The sequence below is a fragment of the Mesorhizobium sp. M0016 genome (assembly GCF_040324035.1).
In the GTDB taxonomy this organism is placed as follows: domain Bacteria; phylum Pseudomonadota; class Alphaproteobacteria; order Rhizobiales; family Rhizobiaceae; genus Mesorhizobium.
In genome coordinates this window covers 157,533-173,993 of sequence record NZ_JAMYVM010000001.1, presented here as the reverse complement: position 1 = coordinate 173,993, position 16,461 = coordinate 157,533, and the positions used below count along the sequence as shown (strand labels likewise).

Sequence of the window (16,461 nt, the reverse complement as noted above, 5' to 3'; positions counted from 1 at the left end):
GGAAACAGTGAGTGGAAAGCGGGGAGCGCGTCGCCTATGAAGGAAGGATGTTCAGGCTCGCGCATATTTCCGATGTCCATCTGGGGCCGCTTCCCGGTGTAACCTATCGCGAACTCGCGTCCAAGCGCGTCGTCGGCTACGTCAACTGGCAGCGCAACCGCCGCCGCCATATGCACGATGCCGTCATCGACACCATCGTCGCCGACATGAAGGCGAGCACACCCGACCACCTCACCGTTACCGGCGATCTGGTCAATCTGGCGCTCGACGGCGAGATCGAGATGGCCAAGCACTGGCTTGAGACGCTGGGTTCGCCGGAGGATGTCTCGGTGGTGCCGGGCAACCACGACGCCTATGTGCCGGGCGCCTTCGACAAGGTCTGCCGCTCCTGGGCGGCGTGGATGAGCGGCGACGGCGTGACTGCGCCGATCGACCGCAACGCTTTTCCCTATCTGCGCGTACGCGGCAATGTCGCGCTGATCGGCGTTTCGACGGCGCGCGCCACGGCGCCGTTCATGGCCAACGGCTTCTTCCTCGAAGGTCAGGCGCAAAGGCTGGCGACAGTGCTCGACGCAACGAACAAACGCGGCCTGTTGCGGGTGATCATGATCCATCATCCGCCGGTGCGCGGCGCCGTCGCCCAGCAAAAGCGCCTGTTCGGCATCTCCCGCTTCCACAAGACCGTTCATAGGCATGGCGCCGAACTCGTGCTGCACGGCCATTCGCATCTGCCGTCGCTGTTCTTCATCGGCGGGCGCGGCGCCAGGATTCCGGTCGTCGGCGTCGCCGCCGCCGGGCAGTCGCCAGGCAGCAAGAACCCGGCGGCACAGTACAATCTGCTCGATATTGACGGGGAGAAGGGCAATTGGCTGATTCGCCTGACGCGGCGCGGCCTGACCGGGCCGGCCTTGCCGCCATCGGACCTGCAGGTCATTGAACTCGGCGCGCAGACACCGAGGCCTCCAGATCGTTGATCAGAAGCTGATCTTCATCGCCATCAGGCGATCCCAAAACAGCGCGGCCGCCACCGCCAGGCCAACAAGCGCGCCGGCGGCGACCAAGCCGAGACCGGAAAGGAACGTCGACCAGCCCCTGCGGGGCACGGCTGCTTGCAAGGGCGGCTCAGCTTCCGGCACGGCGGCGCGTTTCAGGTCGGCGACGGCCGGCTCGACACCGCCCTCCATCATGCGCTGACGCTCGACGATACGCTCCGCCACATAGCGCGTGACCTGATCGGCGACCGGTTTCATATCGGTCGATTCGGCGAGCACGACGCGGCCGATGCGGGTATCCCTGAGAAAGCGGTAGGTGCGGCGGTCGCGCCCCATGGCGACATGGCTGACGGCGTCGATCCAGAGGCGGGGCTGCAGGCCGGAGGAGACGACGAAGTCGAAATTGTCCATGTCGGCGGGCACGTCGGCAAAGACCGGGGCGAGCTCGGCGGCGAGCAGATCAAGCCGCATCCGGTGCGCCTCGCGCATGTCGACCACGACATCGTCGCGATCGGCGAAGGCATTTTTCACATCGCGAACGGCGTCGGACAGTTTGCGGGAGGTGTCGATGGGGGTGATGTTTTCGCCAGTGTCCTTCATCGGCGTCGCCTCGCTGATATGGTTAATTGCGAGTTAACACAGGCGGCGGCAAAATGCACTGGCGAGATGCGGGGCGCAAGTAAGTTAGCTCGCCGCGGCCTCGAATGTCGGACGCAGGCGCCTGCCGCGGCGTGCCATGTTTCGGCGCACGGCCTGGGCGACCACATCAGGCACTTCCTCGACCAGCATATGGCCGGCATCGAGCACGTGATGAATATGAAAATGCGCCGGCAGACAATCAGCCTGGGTAAAGGGCAGCACCGGATCGTCCGTTCCCCAAACCACCATCACCGGCATGTCGAGGGTGTCCAGCTGTTCGCGGGGTATGACCCCCTGCCGCTCGTTCCTGGTCACGACGGCCGATATCTCAATCAGCTTGCGCAACTGGCCGGGGCGACGGCGTAGGTCCGCCAGGACGCCAACGATGCGTTCGGGCGGCGGGCTTTGCGGTCCCGACATGGCGGCAAGGCAGGCGCGGATTTCCCGTCTGTCGGCGGCCGCGGCGTAGCGGCGCAACAGCGGTCCGTTGATCTCGGGGCCAACACCGCCCGGCGCCAGAAGCATCAGCGAGCCTATCCTTTCAGGCTCGGCAAGCGCCATCAGGGAGGCGACCGCGCCGCCCAGCGAATGACCGGCGACATGCACCCTTGCTATCCCGCGTGCGGCGATATCGGCGAGAACCGCTCGCGCCGCTGTTTTGGCCGGGCCGCTGCCAGGAAATTCGAGAGACAGTCCGTGTCCCGGAAGATCGTAGGCCAAGGTCCTGACATCGGGCCCTAGCGACGCGGTCACCTCGCGCCAGATATCATGGCAACCACCGAAGCCATGCAGCAGGACGACCGTCTTCGGCCCGGCGCCACGCTCGGCAACATAGAGGGATGAGACCATGAAAATGTGCGATTATTGCAAGACCGGAGAGGAAATTCGAATCGAGGCTGGATTGCTCCCAGTCCTGACCGATGGCCAGTAAAGTTTTCGCGATCCGGAAAGACTAGCTGGCGTTGCCGAGGCCCGCGGCGCGCAGCGCCTCAACCAGCCGGTCGGTCAGATCGGCGGGATATTTGCGCTCGGCGAAGGCCGCGCGCGGATCGGCGGCGAATTTCGGGAATTTGGTGGTCAGCTCATCCAGAAGCTTGGCTGCCAGCTGTTCGCGGCCGGCAGCCTTGGCGCCGATCAGCCGCGCCGCCAGATAATGCGATTTCATCGCCGTCGTGCGCAGCGACTCGCTGGCTATCGCGGCCTTGTTCATGTCGCCCAGCATAAATTGCCCGGCGAAAAGCCCAAAATCCCACCATGTCGGATGGCCGCTGAACGTCTCGACGGCATGGGTCAGGATGGGTGTTCCCTCGGCATATTTGCCGGCAAAGATCAGGCCATAGCCGTAAGCGGCAGCCATGCCGAGGTCGTAGGGGTTGAGCTCATAGGCCTTGCGCATCCAGCGGATCGATTCCTCGGTGTTGCCGAGGCGCGAATTGAGGTAGCCATAGGCGCGGTGCGCATAGGGGCTGGTCGGTCCCATCTGGATGGCGCGATGGGCGAAAGACATTGCTTGTTCGACCGTCGCGCCAGGCGGATAGGCGTAATGATCGGTGGCGGCCTCAAGGGTCAGGGAGGCCAGTTCCGAATAGACCAACGACGATTTCGCACCCTGGCCGGCGAGGTTGTCCAGGCAGCGATAGGCGGCCTCGTGCGTCCTGGTGCTCTGGTCGAGATAGTATCTGTCGTTGAGGATCAGGCAGCTCGTCAGCCCGGTCTGAATGCCGTTCTGTTCGATGTAGCTGTAGAGCGGGCCGGAGGCGGGAACGGTCGAGCTGAGGATGGCGGCGATACGATCCTCGACGGTGCCAGGTGCGCTGTCGGCGGCCGTCAGACTGCGGGACAAAAGCACGCGGCCGGTCGCCACGCTCTGCAGTTCGAGCGTCACGTCACCTGCCATTGGTCCCGGCAGGACATCGAAAACGAAGCTGGTCGGGTCGGTGCTCGGATCGCGCTTGCTGTCGGCGTCGCGGCCGATGAAGTCGATCGTGTCGAAACCGGCAAGGCCGGCGCGCAGCGAAGCGGCGACGCGGCCGGCCTCGGGGCCGGTGGCCTTCACCGCGATGTAGACGAGGGGCAGGGCCTCCATCGACGGCGATGCGATGCTGCTCGTTACGCCCGCGGTCTCGACCACCGCGGTAGGATCGCTGCTGGCAAGCAATGCGCCGCTGCCCTGGCGCAGGATGAGCACGCCCAGCATGAGAATGACCAGCGTCATGGCGACCCAGAAGAACTGGAGATGGCGCGCCAGCGAAGGCCCAGGTTCTGTAACCCCCGAAGCTGTCGCGGCAGCGGGAACGGCGTCAAGAGCCGCCTGGTCGGGCGATCCGGGCAAGGCGGCTACCGCCGCCGCAAGCGGCTCCTGCCCAACCGGCAGGCGTATGGCGTTGAGCTCATAGGACGGCACGTAGCCGCCGCGCGGAATGGCAATGCGAACCGGTTCGGCTATGCCTTCATTGGCGAAATAATGCTGGAGAAGTTCGCGCAGCCGGCCTGCCTGCACCCGGACAACGGCGTCGGTCGACGAATCGAAATCGCCGTCCTTGCCGAAGACGTCCATGGCGATGGAGAAACCCTTGAGCCTGTCGGCTTCGCCGGCCTGCTCGCGCTCAACAAGATAGCGCAGCAACTTGCGCGCGCGCTCGGAACGTCCGAACGTTTCGCTGGCGAGCAGTCGCTCCAGTGTCTCGCGCACTGCGGGGGCGGCAGGCGTGGCATGCTGCAAGTGTCGATCCTCTCGAAGTCGGCACAGGTTGAGGCGCAATCATATAGAGCCTGCACTTCCATACAAGCATGCTTATGTTATGCGATCGCGTAACACACCGGATAGTTGCCGGTGGTTGACACAAAAGACCGGAATTTCCCTCGGCAAATGGGGGATTTCCGGGCGCCGCGGACATTCGGCGCCCGGGAAAATATCAGCCGGCCTTGCGGCCGATTATCCGGTTGGCGGCCGAAACGACGGCTTCCAGCGAGGCGGCGACGATGTTGGTGTTGATGCCGGCGCCGAACAGCTTGCCGCCGGGATATTCCATCTCGACATAGGAAATCGCCGAGGCGTTCGAGCCGCGCTGGAGCGAATGTTCGGAATAATCAAGCACCGACATGTCGACGCCAACATGACGCGACAGCGCATCGACGAAGCCGTCGATCGGGCCGGTGCCGGAGCCGGCGATTGTCGTCTCCTTGCCGTTGTCGAGGATCACCGCCTCGACCACGCGCCGGCCCTTTTTCTCGGTATCGGGATAGGTGTGATGGTCGAGGAACTTCAGTCGTGCGCCGGGCTGGTCGACATAGGTTTCAATAAAGCGGTGATGGATGCGTTTTGCCGGCACTTCCTTGCCTTCGGCGTCGGTGATCGCCTGGATCTCCTGGCTGAACTCGATCTGCAGGTTGCGCGGCAGATTGAGGCCGTAATCGGCCTGCAGTACATAGGCGATGCCGCCTTTGCCCGACTGCGAGTTGATGCGGATGATCGCCTCGTAGCTGCGTCCGACATCGGCCGGATCGATCGGCAGATAGGGCACTTCCCAGACCGGCGTGTTGGCCTTCTTCAAGGCCTTCATGCCCTTGTTGATGGCGTCCTGGTGCGAGCCGGAAAAGGCGGTGTAGACGAGTTCGCCGACATAGGGATGGCGCTCGGAGATCTTCAGCTGGTTGGAATATTCGTAGACGTCCTTCATCCGGTTGATGTCGGAGCAATCCAGATGGGGATCGACGCCTTGCGTGTACATGTTGAGCGCCAGCGTCACGATGTCGACATTTCCGGTGCGCTCGCCATTGCCGAACAGCGTGCCTTCGACGCGGTCCGCACCCGCCATCAGGCCGAGCTCGGTGGTGGCGATGCCGGTGCCGCGATCGTTGTGGGGGTGCAGCGAGATCAGCAGGTTCTCGCGGTCGTCCAGGTTGCGGCACATCCATTCGATCCGGTCGGCATAGATGTTGGGCGTCGACATCTCGACCGTCGACGGCAGGTTGATGATCAGTCTGTTGTGGGCTGTCGGCTTCACGATCTCGGTGACGGCGTTGCATATCTCCAGCGCGACTTCGAGCTCGGTGCCGGTAAAGCTTTCGGGCGAATATTCGAAGCGATAACCGCCGCCGGCCTTGACCGCCATGTCGGTGATCATCTTGGCCGCGTCGGTGGCGATGCGCTTGATACCGCCGACATCCTTCTCGAAGACGACGCGACGCTGCAACTCGCTGGTCGAATTGTAGAAATGCACGATCGGGTTGGTGGCGCCCTTCAGAGATTCGAAGGTGCGGGTGATGAGTTCGGGACGGCACTGCACCAGCACCTGTAGCGAAACATCAGCCGGCACATTGCCTTCCTCGATGCACCAGCGGGCGAAATCGAAATCGGTCTGCGAGGCCGAGGGGAAACCGATCTCGATCTCCTTGAAACCCATGTCGAGCAGCAGGGCGAACATGCGCGCCTTGCGCTCGTGACCCATCGGATCGATCAGCGCCTGGTTGCCGTCGCGCAAATCGACCGAGCACCAGATCGGCGCCTTGTCGATGACCTTGTTGGGCCAGGTGCGGTCGGTGAGACCGACCGTCGGATAGGGCTGGTATTTTCGGGCCGCGCCCGGCATGTGGCCGGCCGCGCCTTTTACGCTTTCGGCTTCGCCGGCGCGGATGTCTTCTCGTGCGTTCATCGTCTTGTTCTCCCGGCGGCTCGCGGATCGGTCTTCGGACGGATTCCAGGGCGAGCAGCGCCTTATCAGATTTTCGTTCGCTTGATGTGAATTGCCAATTTCTGAACTGGCCAAGGAGCGTGCGCGTAAGCGGCGGTTCGACCGCCGGGCGCTCCTTCAGCGAACCCGGCGATCGCCGATAAGGCCGAGAAGAAGCAGGGTCGATGCCAGCGCGCGCACGGTCTCGCCGGCAAAGCCGGTCGGACGGGAAGCGACGGAGGAGACGCGCGTGTTCATGGCCGGTTTCATACAGGAGCGACCATGGACAGGCAAGTGGGGCCATTTCCAGCCTTCCCGAGCACTCTTCCCCATGCGTGGCAAATGCGCCAAACTTGCATGAGGCCGTGGTCGCAATGCTTCGCCGTCGGGAGGGGTCATTCATGAATTTCGTTTTCTTCTCGCCGCATTTTCCCGCCAACGGCGCCGATTTCTGCGACCGGCTGAAGAAGGCCGGCGCCACGGTGCTGGGCATTGGCGATGCGCCCTTCGATGCGCTGGACGGCAAGCTGAAGGCGGCCCTGTCGGAATATTACCGCATCGCCGACATGGAGGACTACGATCCGGTGTTCCGGGCGATGGGTCATTTCATCCACAAATGGGGCCGCATCGAGCGCTTCGAGTCACTCAACGAGCATTGGCTGGAGCTGGAAGCCAACATCCGCACCGACTTCAACATCTACGGCACCAAGCTCGATTTCGTGAAGAATTTGAAGCGCAAGAGCCGCATGCGTGCATTCTTTCGCAAGAGCGGCGTCGACACCATCGCCCAGCGCAAATGCTCCGACCGGGCCGGCGCCATGACCTTCATCCGCCGCGTCGGCTATCCCGTGGTGGTGAAGCCCGATTCCGGGTCCGGCGCCTCGAACACCTTCAAGATTTCCAACGCCAGGGAACTTGACAAGTTCTTCAACGACAAGCCCGAGGATGTGACCTTCGTCATGGAGCAGTTCATCGAGGGGCTGGTGGTGACGTTCGATGGGCTGGTCAACCGTGACGGCGAGGTGGTGCTGGCGGCCAGCCACCGGTACGACCAGAGCATCATGGAAGTGGTCAACAAGGACCGCCACATGAGCTACACCTGCTTTCCCAAGGTCCGACCGGCGATCGAAGAGGCCGGCCGCAAGATCCTCAAAGCGTTCGACGTGCGCGAACGCTTCTTCCACATCGAGCTGTTCGAAACCAAGGACGACCGCGTCATCGCGCTTGAGGTCAACATGCGGCCGCCCGGCGCCTGGATGACCGATGCGATCAACTACACGTTCGACATCGACGTCTACGCGGCTTGGGCGGACATGGTGGTGAAGGATGCCGCCGGTGGTCCTTATGAGGGCAAGTATTTCACCGCTTATGCCAGCCGCAAGCAGCACCTCCACTATTTGCACAGCCATGAGGACGTGCTAGCCGCGCATCGCGACAAGATCGTCCATCATCAGCCGATAGAAAAGGTTTTCAGCCGCGCCATGGGAAATTACGCCTACCAGATGCGCTCGAAGGACGAAGCAGCACTGCGCGCGGCTGTCGCCTACATCCACGCGGAAAAGGCTTAGACGCGATGGACATCTCTTATCACAAGGGTTTCTCCGGCAATCTCGGCCGCGACATGGAATACAAGCGCTACGGCCATGCCGGCCGGCCGGTGGTGGTGTTCCCGACGTCGCAGGGGCGGTTCTACCAGTTCGAGGATTCCGGCGGGGTAGGAGCGCTGGCCGAATTCATCGACACCGGCCGCATCCAGCTGTTCGCGGTCGACGGCGTGGATTCGGAATCGTTCTTCAACAAGCATGCCGGCGCCGCCCACCGCATCGGTCGCCACGAGGCTTACTTCCGATATGTGCGCGAGGAGGCGCTGCCGGAGTTTCTGGCGACCGCCGAGCAAGCCAATGGCGGGCGCAAATTAAAGCCGCTGTTCACCGGCTGTTCGATGGGCGGTTATCATTCCACGAACTTCGTCTTTCGCTTTCCCGAACTCGCCAGCGGCGTCATCGCGCTGTCGGGCGTCTATTCGGCGGGCGACTTCTTCGGCAAGGCGCTGGAAGGTGATATCTTCTACAATTCACCGCTCGACTATCTGCCCGGCATCGTAGACCCAAAACTGCTTGCCCGGCTGAAGGCGCTGAGGATGATCTTCTGCTGCGGGCAGGGCGCCTGGGAAGAGCGGATGCTGGTCGAGACCCGCAGGCTGGAACAGATCCTGCGCGACAAATCCATTCCCGCCTGGGTCGACTATTGGGGCGGCGATGTCAGTCATGACTGGCCATGGTGGCACAAGCAGCTGGTCTATTTCTTCGGCCGCTGGCTGGATGATGATCTGATGCACCGGCTCGATTGATGACCACACCCGAACCTATCCGCCGCTTTATCGAGGCCACCAATGCGGGTGATAGCGAAGCCGTTCTCCACACGTTCACAGCCGACGCGTCCCTGGCCGACTGGGGGCGGTCCTTCCAAGGCCGCCAGCAGATCGCGCGCTGGAACCAGTCGGATAATATCGGCGTGAAGTCCAATCTTCGCATTGTCCGCATCGCCGAGGTCGAGGGCAGCTACCGCGTCCGCATTGCCGTGAAAGGCAATGGCTTCAACGGCGAGGGTGACATGACCTTCGTGCTCGGCGGCCACCGCATAGCGAGCCTCGTCATCTCCTGACGCGGCTCAGCTACCCTTCCTGGCAAACCGGCAGAGCAATGGTCTCGTGTTCCACCGCCGATCCACGGCGCAAGCCGAGAAAGACGACAAGGGCGGTGACGATGGTGATTGCCGCCAGCACGATCAGCAGCCTGTCGAACGCGATCTCATAGGCCTGGACCAGGACTGTGGCTCCGGCACCCGGCAAGCGGGCTGCCGCTTCGCCGATGTTGCCGGTCACCAGCAGCTGCGCGGCGGCGGTTGCATCCAGGGAAGACGCCGTTCCCTGAGCCGCCAGTTGGGCTGCCGTGAAACCCGACAGGACTGCCATGACGATCGCCAGCGCCACGCCTTCGCAAGCGACGCGGGTGGTGTTGAAGATGCCGACCGCCATGCCGGCACGCTCTCTCGGCACGACGCCGACGGCAAGTCCGTCCATCAGCCCCCAGGGCAGGGCGATGCCGACGCCGATGAGGATCAGCGGCGCCACCAGCGCTGCGACGACAGGCGGTGTCAGGCTCAGCCAGACAAGGCCGCCGGCGGCCACAAGCAGGCCGACACCGCAGATCGTTGCCGGAGCGATCCAGCGCGCTACCTGGCCGGCGAGCAGTGGCAGGATCAACAGCGGTCCCGACAGGCAGATCATCAACTGCCCCGCCTTGATCTCGCTCATCCCCTCGATGCCGATGAAGCGGATCGGCAGCAGCACCAGCAGGACGACGAAGCCATAGGCGGGAGCGGCCGCCAGGAACTGGACGCCGACGAAGCGGGGAAAGCGGAACAGCGAGAGATCGAGCATCGGCCGGCGCACGCGCCGCTCGACGACGACGAAAGCGGCAAAGCAAAGGGCGGCCGCCACGAGAAGCGCGATCACCAGGGGATCGGTCCAGCCGCTCTGCGGCGCTTGCAGCATGCCGTAGGTCAGCGATGCCAGCGCGATCGTAAAGGTGCCGGCTCCCGCCCAGTCGAGGCCGGTCGCATCCGGATCGCGCGATTCCCTGATGGTGCGCAGGCCGAGCAAAGCGGCTGCAATCGCGAGCACTGCCACCAAGACGAAGATCGATCGCCAGCCGAAGGCATCTATGAGCAGGCCCGACGCGATCGGCCCAAAAGCGAGGCCGATGCCGAAACTGGTGCCGAGGAAGGAGAAGGCGCGCAGCCGCAATGGCCCATCGAATTCCTGGGCAAGAGCGGAGGCGCCGCCGGCAAAGGCGGCGGCACCGCCGAGCCCTTGCGCAGCCCTGAGCACATCGAACCAGACGATACCAGGGGCAAACATCGATCCCAGCGATGCCAGCACATAGGTGGCGAGGCCAACAAGGAAGAGCCGCTTGCGGCCATGATTGTCGGCCAGCGCGCCTGATGCCATCAAGGTGGCGGCGAAGGTCAGCATGAAGGCGTTGGTCACCCAGTTGAGCGCGATCGGGCTGCCGCCGAGGTCGGCCGCAATGCGGGAAAGCGCGACGGCCGGGCCGGTGAAGGTCAAGGGCATTGTCATGGCGGCAAGGCATACCGACAACAGGACAAGCCATGGCGCGACCGCGCCGTTTGTGGTCTTCGGGGTCATAATTTTCCTATCTGAACCAGGATCCGCCGGCCTGCCGCAAGCTTGCTGCGCCAGTCGTAACGGGAAGATAGGCTCGCGACACTTCGAGAAAAATGGTGTTAAATATCCAGATATACCGGACTGAAACGCTCGAATGGAGAGATGCGATGGAACGCCTCAATGGGCTCCTGGCCTTTGCCCGCACGGCTGAGTTCGGCAGCTTCATCGCTGCGGGCCGCACGCTCGGAATCTCGGCATCGGCCGTCGGCAAGAGCGTCGCCAGGCTCGAGCAGGATCTCGGCGTAAGGTTGCTTCAGCGCAGCACGCGCCGCATCGGCCTGACCGAAGAGGGCAAGCTGTTCAACGAGCGGGTGCGGCGCATCCTCGACGACATCGGCGATGCCGAGGCGATGCTGTCGCGGAGCCGCGAAACACCGCATGGGCGGCTGCGCGTTTCGACGCCGATCGTGACCTATCACCTGCTGTTTCCGGTGCTGTCGGAGTTCATGGCGCGCTATCCCGAAATCGAACTCGACATCGACTTTAACGACCGCATCGTCGACCTCATCGACGAAGGCGTCGACATCGCGATCCGCAGCGGCGACCTGCCGGATTCGCGCCTGGTGGCGCGGCCGCTTGCACCCTTCCGGCTGCTGTTGTGTGCGGCACCCTCCTATATCGAGCAGCACGGCAACCCGAGCCGCCCGGACGATCTCGTGAACCATTACGGCATCCGCTTCCGCTTTCCCAACAGCGGCAAGCTGCAAGGCTGGCCGTTCATCGGCGGCAGCGCCGAGCCGCAGGTCCGCTCGATGCTGACCTGCAACAACACGGAGGCGCTGAAGGGCGCCACGATGGCCGGGCTCGGCATCAGCTCGATGCCCGATTTCCTGGTCCGCGAGGCGCTGCGTGACGGCCTGCTGCGCACGGTGCTGGACGACCATGTCGACGGCCGCGGCCAGTTCCGGTTGTTGTGGCCGTCCAATCGTCATTTGTCGCCGAAGGTTCGCGCCTTCGTCGATTTCCTTCCCGACCGGCTTGCCGCGACGCTGAGCGGCTCTTGAATTAGTCCTTCGCGGCCGACGGCGATAACGAAGACAGCGAGGAATAGCTCTGCTTCTCAGTAGGTGGCGCGGCCGCCGGACAGGTCGAAGGTCGCGCCGGTGGTGAAGGAATTTTCGTCCGATAGCATGAAGGCGATCATCGCAGCCGCCTCTTCGACTTCGACGAACCGGCCTCGCGGCACCTTGCCCAGCATGTAGGCGACCTGGGCCTCAGTGAGCTGTTCGAGGATGCGGGTGCGGGCGGGCGATGGGGTCAGCGCGTTGACGGCGATGTCGTGGCCGGCCAGTTCCTTACCGAGCGATTTTGTCAGCGCGAGCACGCCGGCCTTGGCGGCGGAATAGGCGGCGGCATTCGGATTGCCTTCCTTGCCTGCGACCGAGGCGATGTTGACGATGCGGCCGTAGCTGCGCGCGATCATGCCGGGCACCAGGCGCTTGCAGCAGTAGAAGACGCCGTTGAGGTCGATGTCGATTATCTGGCGCCAGGCGGCAGGATCATAATCCGCCACCGTCGCTGCCGGTCCGGCGATGCCGGCATTGTTTACCAGCAGATCGACCGGACCAAGCGAGCGCTCGGTTTCGGTCGCGGCGCTGTCGACGGCCTCCATCAGCGATTGATCGCACAGCAAACCCTCGACCCGGCCGAGCGGGGCGAGTTCGGAAACGGCCTTCGCCATGGCGGTCTCGTCCACATCCCAGATGGCGACGCTGGCGCCCGATGACAGCAGTCGCCGGGCGACAGCAAGGCCGATGCCTTGCGCGCCGCCGGTCACCACGGCGACCCGGCCTGAGAGATCGACGGCATTCACACGACGTTTCATGGGCACTTTTCCTCTTCCCTGGATATTTGAATCTCAGTCCCTGACGGCTCTCGCCACCAGCCGCGCTATGCTCGGCCCGGCGATGAGCACGACCAGGAAGCGGGTCGACTGCAAGGCCATGACGAAGGATATGTCGACGTTCTGCGCGGCGGCGGCAATGATGGCGACGCTGTCCATGCCGCCGGGGCTGGTCGCGAGATAGGCGGTCAGCGGATCGATGCCGAGGACGTGGCTGATCAGCCAGGCAAGCCCGCCGCAAAAGGCGATCAGCACGACGATAGAGCCGACGATCTGCGGCAGCGCCCGTGTCGCATGGCGCAGGATCGCCCGGGTAAAGTTCAGCCCTATCGACCAGCCGACCATCGCATAGGAGAGCGCCAGCAGCCATGGCGGCAATTGCATCGCCGCGCCGAAGCCGAGATGGACGATGGTGCCAAAGACGAAAGTGCCGAGGAAGAAGGGTGAAGGCAGCCGGCACAACCGGCCAAGCAGGCCGCCGACCAGCGCCACGCCGAGCGTGGCGGCAAAGGCTGCCGGTTCGATCAGCGGGAACCAGACGATGGCTGGTACCTCGATCCCCGACGTGTCGACCCACATCTTGGCGACGAGCGCCGCCGTCATTGAGACGAAGATGACGCGCAGATACTGCATGAAGGCGACGAGGCGCTGATCGGCGCCGAAGGCACCGGCCATCAGCACCATGGCGGTGGCAGCACCCGGCGACGAGCCCCAGACCGCGGTGGTGCCGGGCAGGATGCGCCAGCGGCTGATCAGCCAGCCAAGCAGGCTGGACGCCGCAAGGGTCGCCAGCACCACGACAAGGACCAGCGGCCATTCCTTGTAGAACACCGAAAAAATGTCGGTGGAGATCGACGCCGCGACCAAACAGCCGACCAAGGCCTGGGCGGCGGCGAACAGCGGCCGCGGCACGCGCACCGTGGCGCCGTTGGTGCCGGCAAGGATCGCCGCCAGCATCGGGCCGATCAGCAGGGCCGCCGGCAGCGCGGCGTATTCCAGCGCGCCGGCGAACAGCAGCGAGACGATCAGCAGCACCAGCCATTGTCGGACTGGAAGCATGCGCGCCATGCGTTCGACGGCCGGTTGGTCTGGCGAAGAGTCCATGTTTGGGTCTTAGACCTGGAAGAGAAAAATGCGAACGCTGTCTCGGAAGAAATTAACGACCCCGACCCCGCGTTGGGATGTCACTCGTTCTTGATGGCGGGCAGGCCGAAACCGCCGGCCGGATGGGTCTCGACCTGGAATTCGAAGCCGGCGATGATCGGCCGCGCCTTGGCAATCGCCGCCTGGACTTCGGGCAGCTGCAGCGAAGCCTTGTGACTCGCGGCGTCGGTCCACACTTCGGTCACCCAGATCGCGTCGGCATCGGCGGGATCACGAGCGATGACATAACTCAGGCAGCCCGGCATGGCGCCGGTCGAGGCGAGCAGGACATCCATGATCGCGTCACGCTGGCCGCGCGCCGCCCGCATCTTGCCGATCAGTCCATACATTGCCTTCCCCTCCAAACCTCAGAAAACGCTCGCACGACTGCATGGTTGCGAGACGCAGTATGCAATTGCTCGCTCACGGCATCAACTGGCCGCCGTTCACCTCGATAATCTGGCCGGTGATGTAGCCGCTCAGGAGATCTGACGACAGGAAGAGATAGGCACCGACGCAGTCTTCAGCGGTGCCGGCGCGTCCTTGAGGAATGGTGGCGACCATGCCCTTCATCTGATCGTCGGTGGAGTAGCGCTCGTGGAAGGGTGTCGCGATGGTGCCCGGCGCCACTGCGTTGACGCGGATGCCGAAGCCGATCAGTTCCTTGGCCATGCCGCGCGTCACATTGGAGACAAAGGCCTTGGCCGAACCGTACAGCCCGGCGCCGCCGCCAGCGCCATTGCGCGCCGCGATCGACGAGGTGTTGACGATGAAGCCGCCCTGCTTCTTCAGCCATGGCATCGCCTTGCGCGAGGCCGTCAGCACCGAGCGGGCGTTGAGGTCCATCACCGCGTCGTAGTGCGCCTCGGTCTGCTCAGCATAGGGCACGCGGCCGAGCATGCCGCCGGCATTGTTGACTAGCCCGTCGAGCCGGCCGAATGTTTCGGCGCTCTCCTCGACTACCCGCTCGACATCGGCTGCCTGTGAGAAGTCGCCCTGTGTCAGGAACACCTCACCGCCGCTGTCGCGGATGGTTTTGGCCAGCGTTTCTGCGGCCTTCCGGCTCGAATTGTAGTGCAGCGCGACCCGGCATTTCTGGGCGGCGTAGGCCAGTGCAAGGGCGGCACCGATGCCGGTCGAAGCGCCGGTGACCAGCACCGCCTTGCCGGCAAGATCGGGGATGACGAGGGTGGTCGCGGTCATGAGCACTTTCCTTCGGGCTGTTTGGCCACCCTTCGTAGGCTCTCATGGCCTTCACGTTCAAGCCCGTGGCGGCTCAGGGCCGGAGATAGGCGTAGCCCTGGCGCTGCAGTTCGGCGAGCTTGACGACGCCGCCCTTGTCGGCGGCGTGGAAGCCCTCGAGCAGGTCGGCAAGCGTGATCTCCATGCCTTGCATGGTGTTGCCGCAGGCATGCGGCTCAAGGCCCTGTTGGACAAGGCCGGCAAAGCGTCCCGAGATCGCCGCCGATAGGCCTTTCGACTTGAAGCCGGCAAGGGCCGGACCATGCACGACCAACACGATGTCGACATTGCCGCCGGTGCCTTCATAGTGGTTCTTGATGTTGCCGAGCACGAAGTTGACCTTATCGAGGTCGCTGAGGTGATAAGCGACCTTCGGTCTGTCTTCAGCGGCGGCGGCCCGGCTCAGCCCGAACAGGCCGGCGGCACCGGCAAGGCTGGCCCGGAACATGTCGCGTCGACGCATGGCATCCTCTCGGCTTGGCGCTCCCCGCAGATTGCGTGGCTGCGGCCATGATACTAGCATAACTTGACGTTACGTCCTGTCGATGCGAGGAGGCGTCACATGGCGTTCAGGAAGTGGAAGGTTGTTGCCAGCGCTGGATTTGGCTGCGTGCTGCTCGGCGCGCTTGCAAGTTCGGCCCTTGCCGGCGATGCGCTTAAACTACCCGAACTCAGCCCGAATGGCGCCGATGCGTGTTTCGGCCGCGTCTATGATGCGGCGCACCTCAAGGCGCATCCAAAGCAGAAGGTGGCGCGGATTTTCTTCCTCTTTGGCCATGATCCGGTGAGCCATCCGAACGAGGAGCCGACGGCAAACGCCGACACCTCCTACAACGGTTTTCTCACCACCACGGTGCGCGGCGCCAAGGCGCCGCAATGGGCCGGCGGCTGGTGCAATCACGAGTCCGAGGACGGCAAGTCAGGTCCGGTCCGCTGCGGCATGGACTGCGACCGCACCATGGCGTCGCTGAAGCTCGACGACAAAGGCCGCCTGATCCTCACCGACGTCTCGTCCGATCTCTATCTCGACGCCGGATCGGAAGACGAACTGGGCGAAGCCGAATATGACCGGCAGGCGCTGGGCTCGGAGGACGATAATTTCCGCCTCGACCCGATGCCGGCCGCAACCTGCCAGGCTGAGTTCGCCAAGATCGACCCGATCGATCCGGCTCTCGGCGCGCCACTGCGCGAGCAGCTGAAGTCGGACCAGCCATTCTGCTATGGGCGCGACTACGATGCTGCGCATCTCTCCTCGCATCCCGACCAGGTGACTCAGTCGATCCGTGTCTTTCGCGGGCCGGTGGAACTGGCCTCCTTTGCCTCAGGCGGCGATGTCGCCAACTGGCCCGACGGCGCCGACATCGGCGTTTCCGTGACAACCAGGGAGAACGGGGCCAAGGTCACGCAGACCTATTCCTGCCAGGGCGAGGCGGACCAGTGGCGTTGTGCGGCGAGTTCCAAGATGAGCAACTTTGCCTGCGACATCAGCCAGAAGGAAATCTACCTCAAGCGCGGCGCCAATGGCACCATGATGCTCGCCAACCCCAACAGCAGCCTGGCCATCGTTGATCTGTGCTCGAAGGAAGCTGGCGGCAAGACGGAGTCGGATGATAAGATCTACAGGCTGGAGCCAATGCCGCAATCGGCTTGTGCGCCTTAGTCACTCTTAGCAGCCATTTG

At 63.7% G+C, this 16,461-nt stretch carries 16 protein-coding genes; 6 read left to right on the top strand and 10 right to left on the bottom strand.

All coding sequences use genetic code 11. The features are described 5' to 3' along the window. The first annotated feature begins 47 nt into the window (after window positions 1–47). Window positions 48–974 carry a metallophosphoesterase family protein gene (locus tag NKJ88_RS00895; protein ID WP_023683636.1) on the top strand — a complete coding sequence of 309 codons (927 nt, stop codon included), beginning with the start codon at window positions 48–50 and terminating at the stop codon, window positions 972–974. On the opposite strand, the gene NKJ88_RS00890 is transcribed toward NKJ88_RS00895, so the two are convergent. The 4 genes from NKJ88_RS00890 to leuA all read right to left on the bottom strand — a co-directional run bounded on the left by NKJ88_RS00890 (window position 975) and on the right by leuA (window position 6,223). Next, complete coding sequence (locus NKJ88_RS00890) at window positions 975–1,592, bottom strand: hypothetical protein (RefSeq protein WP_023733389.1); 618 nt, start codon at window positions 1,590–1,592, stop codon at window positions 975–977. It lies immediately after the preceding gene. Window positions 1,593–1,676: 84 nt separating this feature from the next. After that, a complete protein-coding gene (locus tag NKJ88_RS00885) occupies window positions 1,677–2,480 on the bottom strand; it encodes an alpha/beta fold hydrolase (protein ID WP_352443362.1) in 804 nt (267 codons plus the stop codon). A 103-nt stretch (window positions 2,481–2,583) separates the two neighbouring features. Next, window positions 2,584–4,353 carry a tetratricopeptide repeat protein gene (locus NKJ88_RS00880; RefSeq protein ID WP_023669961.1) on the bottom strand — a complete coding sequence of 590 codons (1,770 nt, stop codon included), beginning with the start codon at window positions 4,351–4,353 and terminating at the stop codon, window positions 2,584–2,586. Window positions 4,354–4,546: 193 nt separating this feature from the next. Beyond that, complete coding sequence (gene leuA, locus NKJ88_RS00875; protein ID WP_502904720.1) at window positions 4,547–6,223, bottom strand: 2-isopropylmalate synthase; 1,677 nt, start codon at window positions 6,221–6,223, stop codon at window positions 4,547–4,549. A 482-nt stretch (window positions 6,224–6,705) separates the two neighbouring features. Here leuA and NKJ88_RS00870 point away from each other — a divergent pair, with 482 nt between their 5' ends. The 3 genes from NKJ88_RS00870 to NKJ88_RS00860 are packed head-to-tail and all read left to right on the top strand — an operon-like array spanning window position 6,706 to window position 8,968. Continuing rightward, window positions 6,706–7,872, top strand: coding sequence for an ATP-grasp domain-containing protein (locus NKJ88_RS00870; RefSeq protein ID WP_352443360.1), 1,167 nt, complete (start codon window positions 6,706–6,708; stop codon window positions 7,870–7,872). Window positions 7,873–7,877: 5 nt separating this feature from the next. Further along, window positions 7,878–8,654, top strand: a complete 777-nt coding sequence (locus tag NKJ88_RS00865; protein WP_023695838.1) for an esterase family protein — start codon at window positions 7,878–7,880, stop codon at window positions 8,652–8,654. After that, window positions 8,654–8,968 carry a nuclear transport factor 2 family protein gene (locus tag NKJ88_RS00860; protein WP_352443359.1) on the top strand — a complete coding sequence of 105 codons (315 nt, stop codon included), beginning with the start codon at window positions 8,654–8,656 and terminating at the stop codon, window positions 8,966–8,968. The genes NKJ88_RS00865 and NKJ88_RS00860 overlap by 1 nt, the downstream gene beginning before the upstream one ends. A 10-nt stretch (window positions 8,969–8,978) precedes the next feature. Here the strand turns inward: NKJ88_RS00860 and NKJ88_RS00855 are convergent, their stop codons facing one another. Then, entirely contained in the window at window positions 8,979–10,514 is a 1,536-nt protein-coding gene (locus NKJ88_RS00855; RefSeq protein ID WP_352443358.1) for an MFS transporter, read from the bottom strand. 146 nt (window positions 10,515–10,660) lie between these two features. Here NKJ88_RS00855 and NKJ88_RS00850 point away from each other — a divergent pair, with 146 nt between their 5' ends. Next, entirely contained in the window at window positions 10,661–11,557 is an 897-nt protein-coding gene (locus tag NKJ88_RS00850) for a LysR family transcriptional regulator (protein ID WP_352443357.1), read from the top strand. Window positions 11,558–11,613: 56 nt separating this feature from the next. Here NKJ88_RS00850 and NKJ88_RS00845 read toward each other — a convergent pair whose 3' ends face one another. The 5 genes from NKJ88_RS00845 to NKJ88_RS00825 form a co-directional block, all read right to left on the bottom strand. Continuing rightward, on the bottom strand, window positions 11,614–12,366 hold the full coding sequence (locus NKJ88_RS00845) for an SDR family NAD(P)-dependent oxidoreductase (RefSeq protein ID WP_023669968.1): 753 nt from the start codon (window positions 12,364–12,366) through the stop codon (window positions 11,614–11,616). Between the two features lie 45 nt (window positions 12,367–12,411). Next, window positions 12,412–13,500, bottom strand: coding sequence for an AbrB family transcriptional regulator (locus NKJ88_RS00840; protein WP_023683645.1), 1,089 nt, complete (start codon window positions 13,498–13,500; stop codon window positions 12,412–12,414). Window positions 13,501–13,580: 80 nt separating this feature from the next. After that, window positions 13,581–13,889 carry a putative quinol monooxygenase gene (locus NKJ88_RS00835; protein ID WP_023691624.1) on the bottom strand — a complete coding sequence of 103 codons (309 nt, stop codon included), beginning with the start codon at window positions 13,887–13,889 and terminating at the stop codon, window positions 13,581–13,583. 73 nt (window positions 13,890–13,962) lie between these two features. Further along, the gene (locus NKJ88_RS00830; protein ID WP_023683647.1) at window positions 13,963–14,742 is read right to left on the bottom strand and encodes an SDR family NAD(P)-dependent oxidoreductase; all 780 of its coding nucleotides are present in this window, start codon (window positions 14,740–14,742) and stop codon (window positions 13,963–13,965) included. Between the two features lie 73 nt (window positions 14,743–14,815). Next, a complete protein-coding gene (locus NKJ88_RS00825; protein ID WP_023683648.1) occupies window positions 14,816–15,244 on the bottom strand; it encodes a DsrE family protein in 429 nt (142 codons plus the stop codon). A gap of 99 nt (window positions 15,245–15,343) precedes the next feature. On the opposite strand from NKJ88_RS00825, the gene NKJ88_RS00820 reads away from it, so the two are divergent. Next, a complete protein-coding gene (locus NKJ88_RS00820; protein ID WP_023683649.1) occupies window positions 15,344–16,441 on the top strand; it encodes a hypothetical protein in 1,098 nt (365 codons plus the stop codon). The last annotated feature ends 20 nt before the right edge of the window (window positions 16,442–16,461 follow it).

Excerpts from the sequence above, each read along its gene's own strand:
- NKJ88_RS00895 (WP_023683636.1), top strand. The coding sequence starts at position 48 with ATGTTCAGGCTCGCGCATATTTCCGATGTCCATCTGGGGCCGCTTCCC.
- NKJ88_RS00835 (WP_023691624.1), bottom strand. The coding sequence starts at position 13,889 with ATGTATGGACTGATCGGCAAGATGCGGGCGGCGCGCGGCCAGCGTGAC.
- NKJ88_RS00850 (WP_352443357.1), top strand. The coding sequence starts at position 10,661 with ATGGAACGCCTCAATGGGCTCCTGGCCTTTGCCCGCACGGCTGAGTTC.
- NKJ88_RS00885 (WP_352443362.1), bottom strand. The coding sequence starts at position 2,480 with ATGGTCTCATCCCTCTATGTTGCCGAGCGTGGCGCCGGGCCGAAGACG.
- leuA (WP_502904720.1), bottom strand. The coding sequence starts at position 6,223 with ATGCCGGGCGCGGCCCGAAAATACCAGCCCTATCCGACGGTCGGTCTC.
- NKJ88_RS00830 (WP_023683647.1), bottom strand. The coding sequence starts at position 14,742 with ATGACCGCGACCACCCTCGTCATCCCCGATCTTGCCGGCAAGGCGGTG.
- NKJ88_RS00840 (WP_023683645.1), bottom strand. The coding sequence starts at position 13,500 with ATGGACTCTTCGCCAGACCAACCGGCCGTCGAACGCATGGCGCGCATG.
- NKJ88_RS00860 (WP_352443359.1), top strand. The coding sequence starts at position 8,654 with ATGACCACACCCGAACCTATCCGCCGCTTTATCGAGGCCACCAATGCG.
- NKJ88_RS00825 (WP_023683648.1), bottom strand. The coding sequence starts at position 15,244 with ATGCGTCGACGCGACATGTTCCGGGCCAGCCTTGCCGGTGCCGCCGGC.
- NKJ88_RS00855 (WP_352443358.1), bottom strand. The coding sequence starts at position 10,514 with ATGACCCCGAAGACCACAAACGGCGCGGTCGCGCCATGGCTTGTCCTG.
- NKJ88_RS00865 (WP_023695838.1), top strand. The coding sequence starts at position 7,878 with ATGGACATCTCTTATCACAAGGGTTTCTCCGGCAATCTCGGCCGCGAC.
- NKJ88_RS00870 (WP_352443360.1), top strand. The coding sequence starts at position 6,706 with ATGAATTTCGTTTTCTTCTCGCCGCATTTTCCCGCCAACGGCGCCGAT.
- NKJ88_RS00890 (WP_023733389.1), bottom strand. The coding sequence starts at position 1,592 with ATGAAGGACACTGGCGAAAACATCACCCCCATCGACACCTCCCGCAAA.
- NKJ88_RS00820 (WP_023683649.1), top strand. The coding sequence starts at position 15,344 with ATGGCGTTCAGGAAGTGGAAGGTTGTTGCCAGCGCTGGATTTGGCTGC.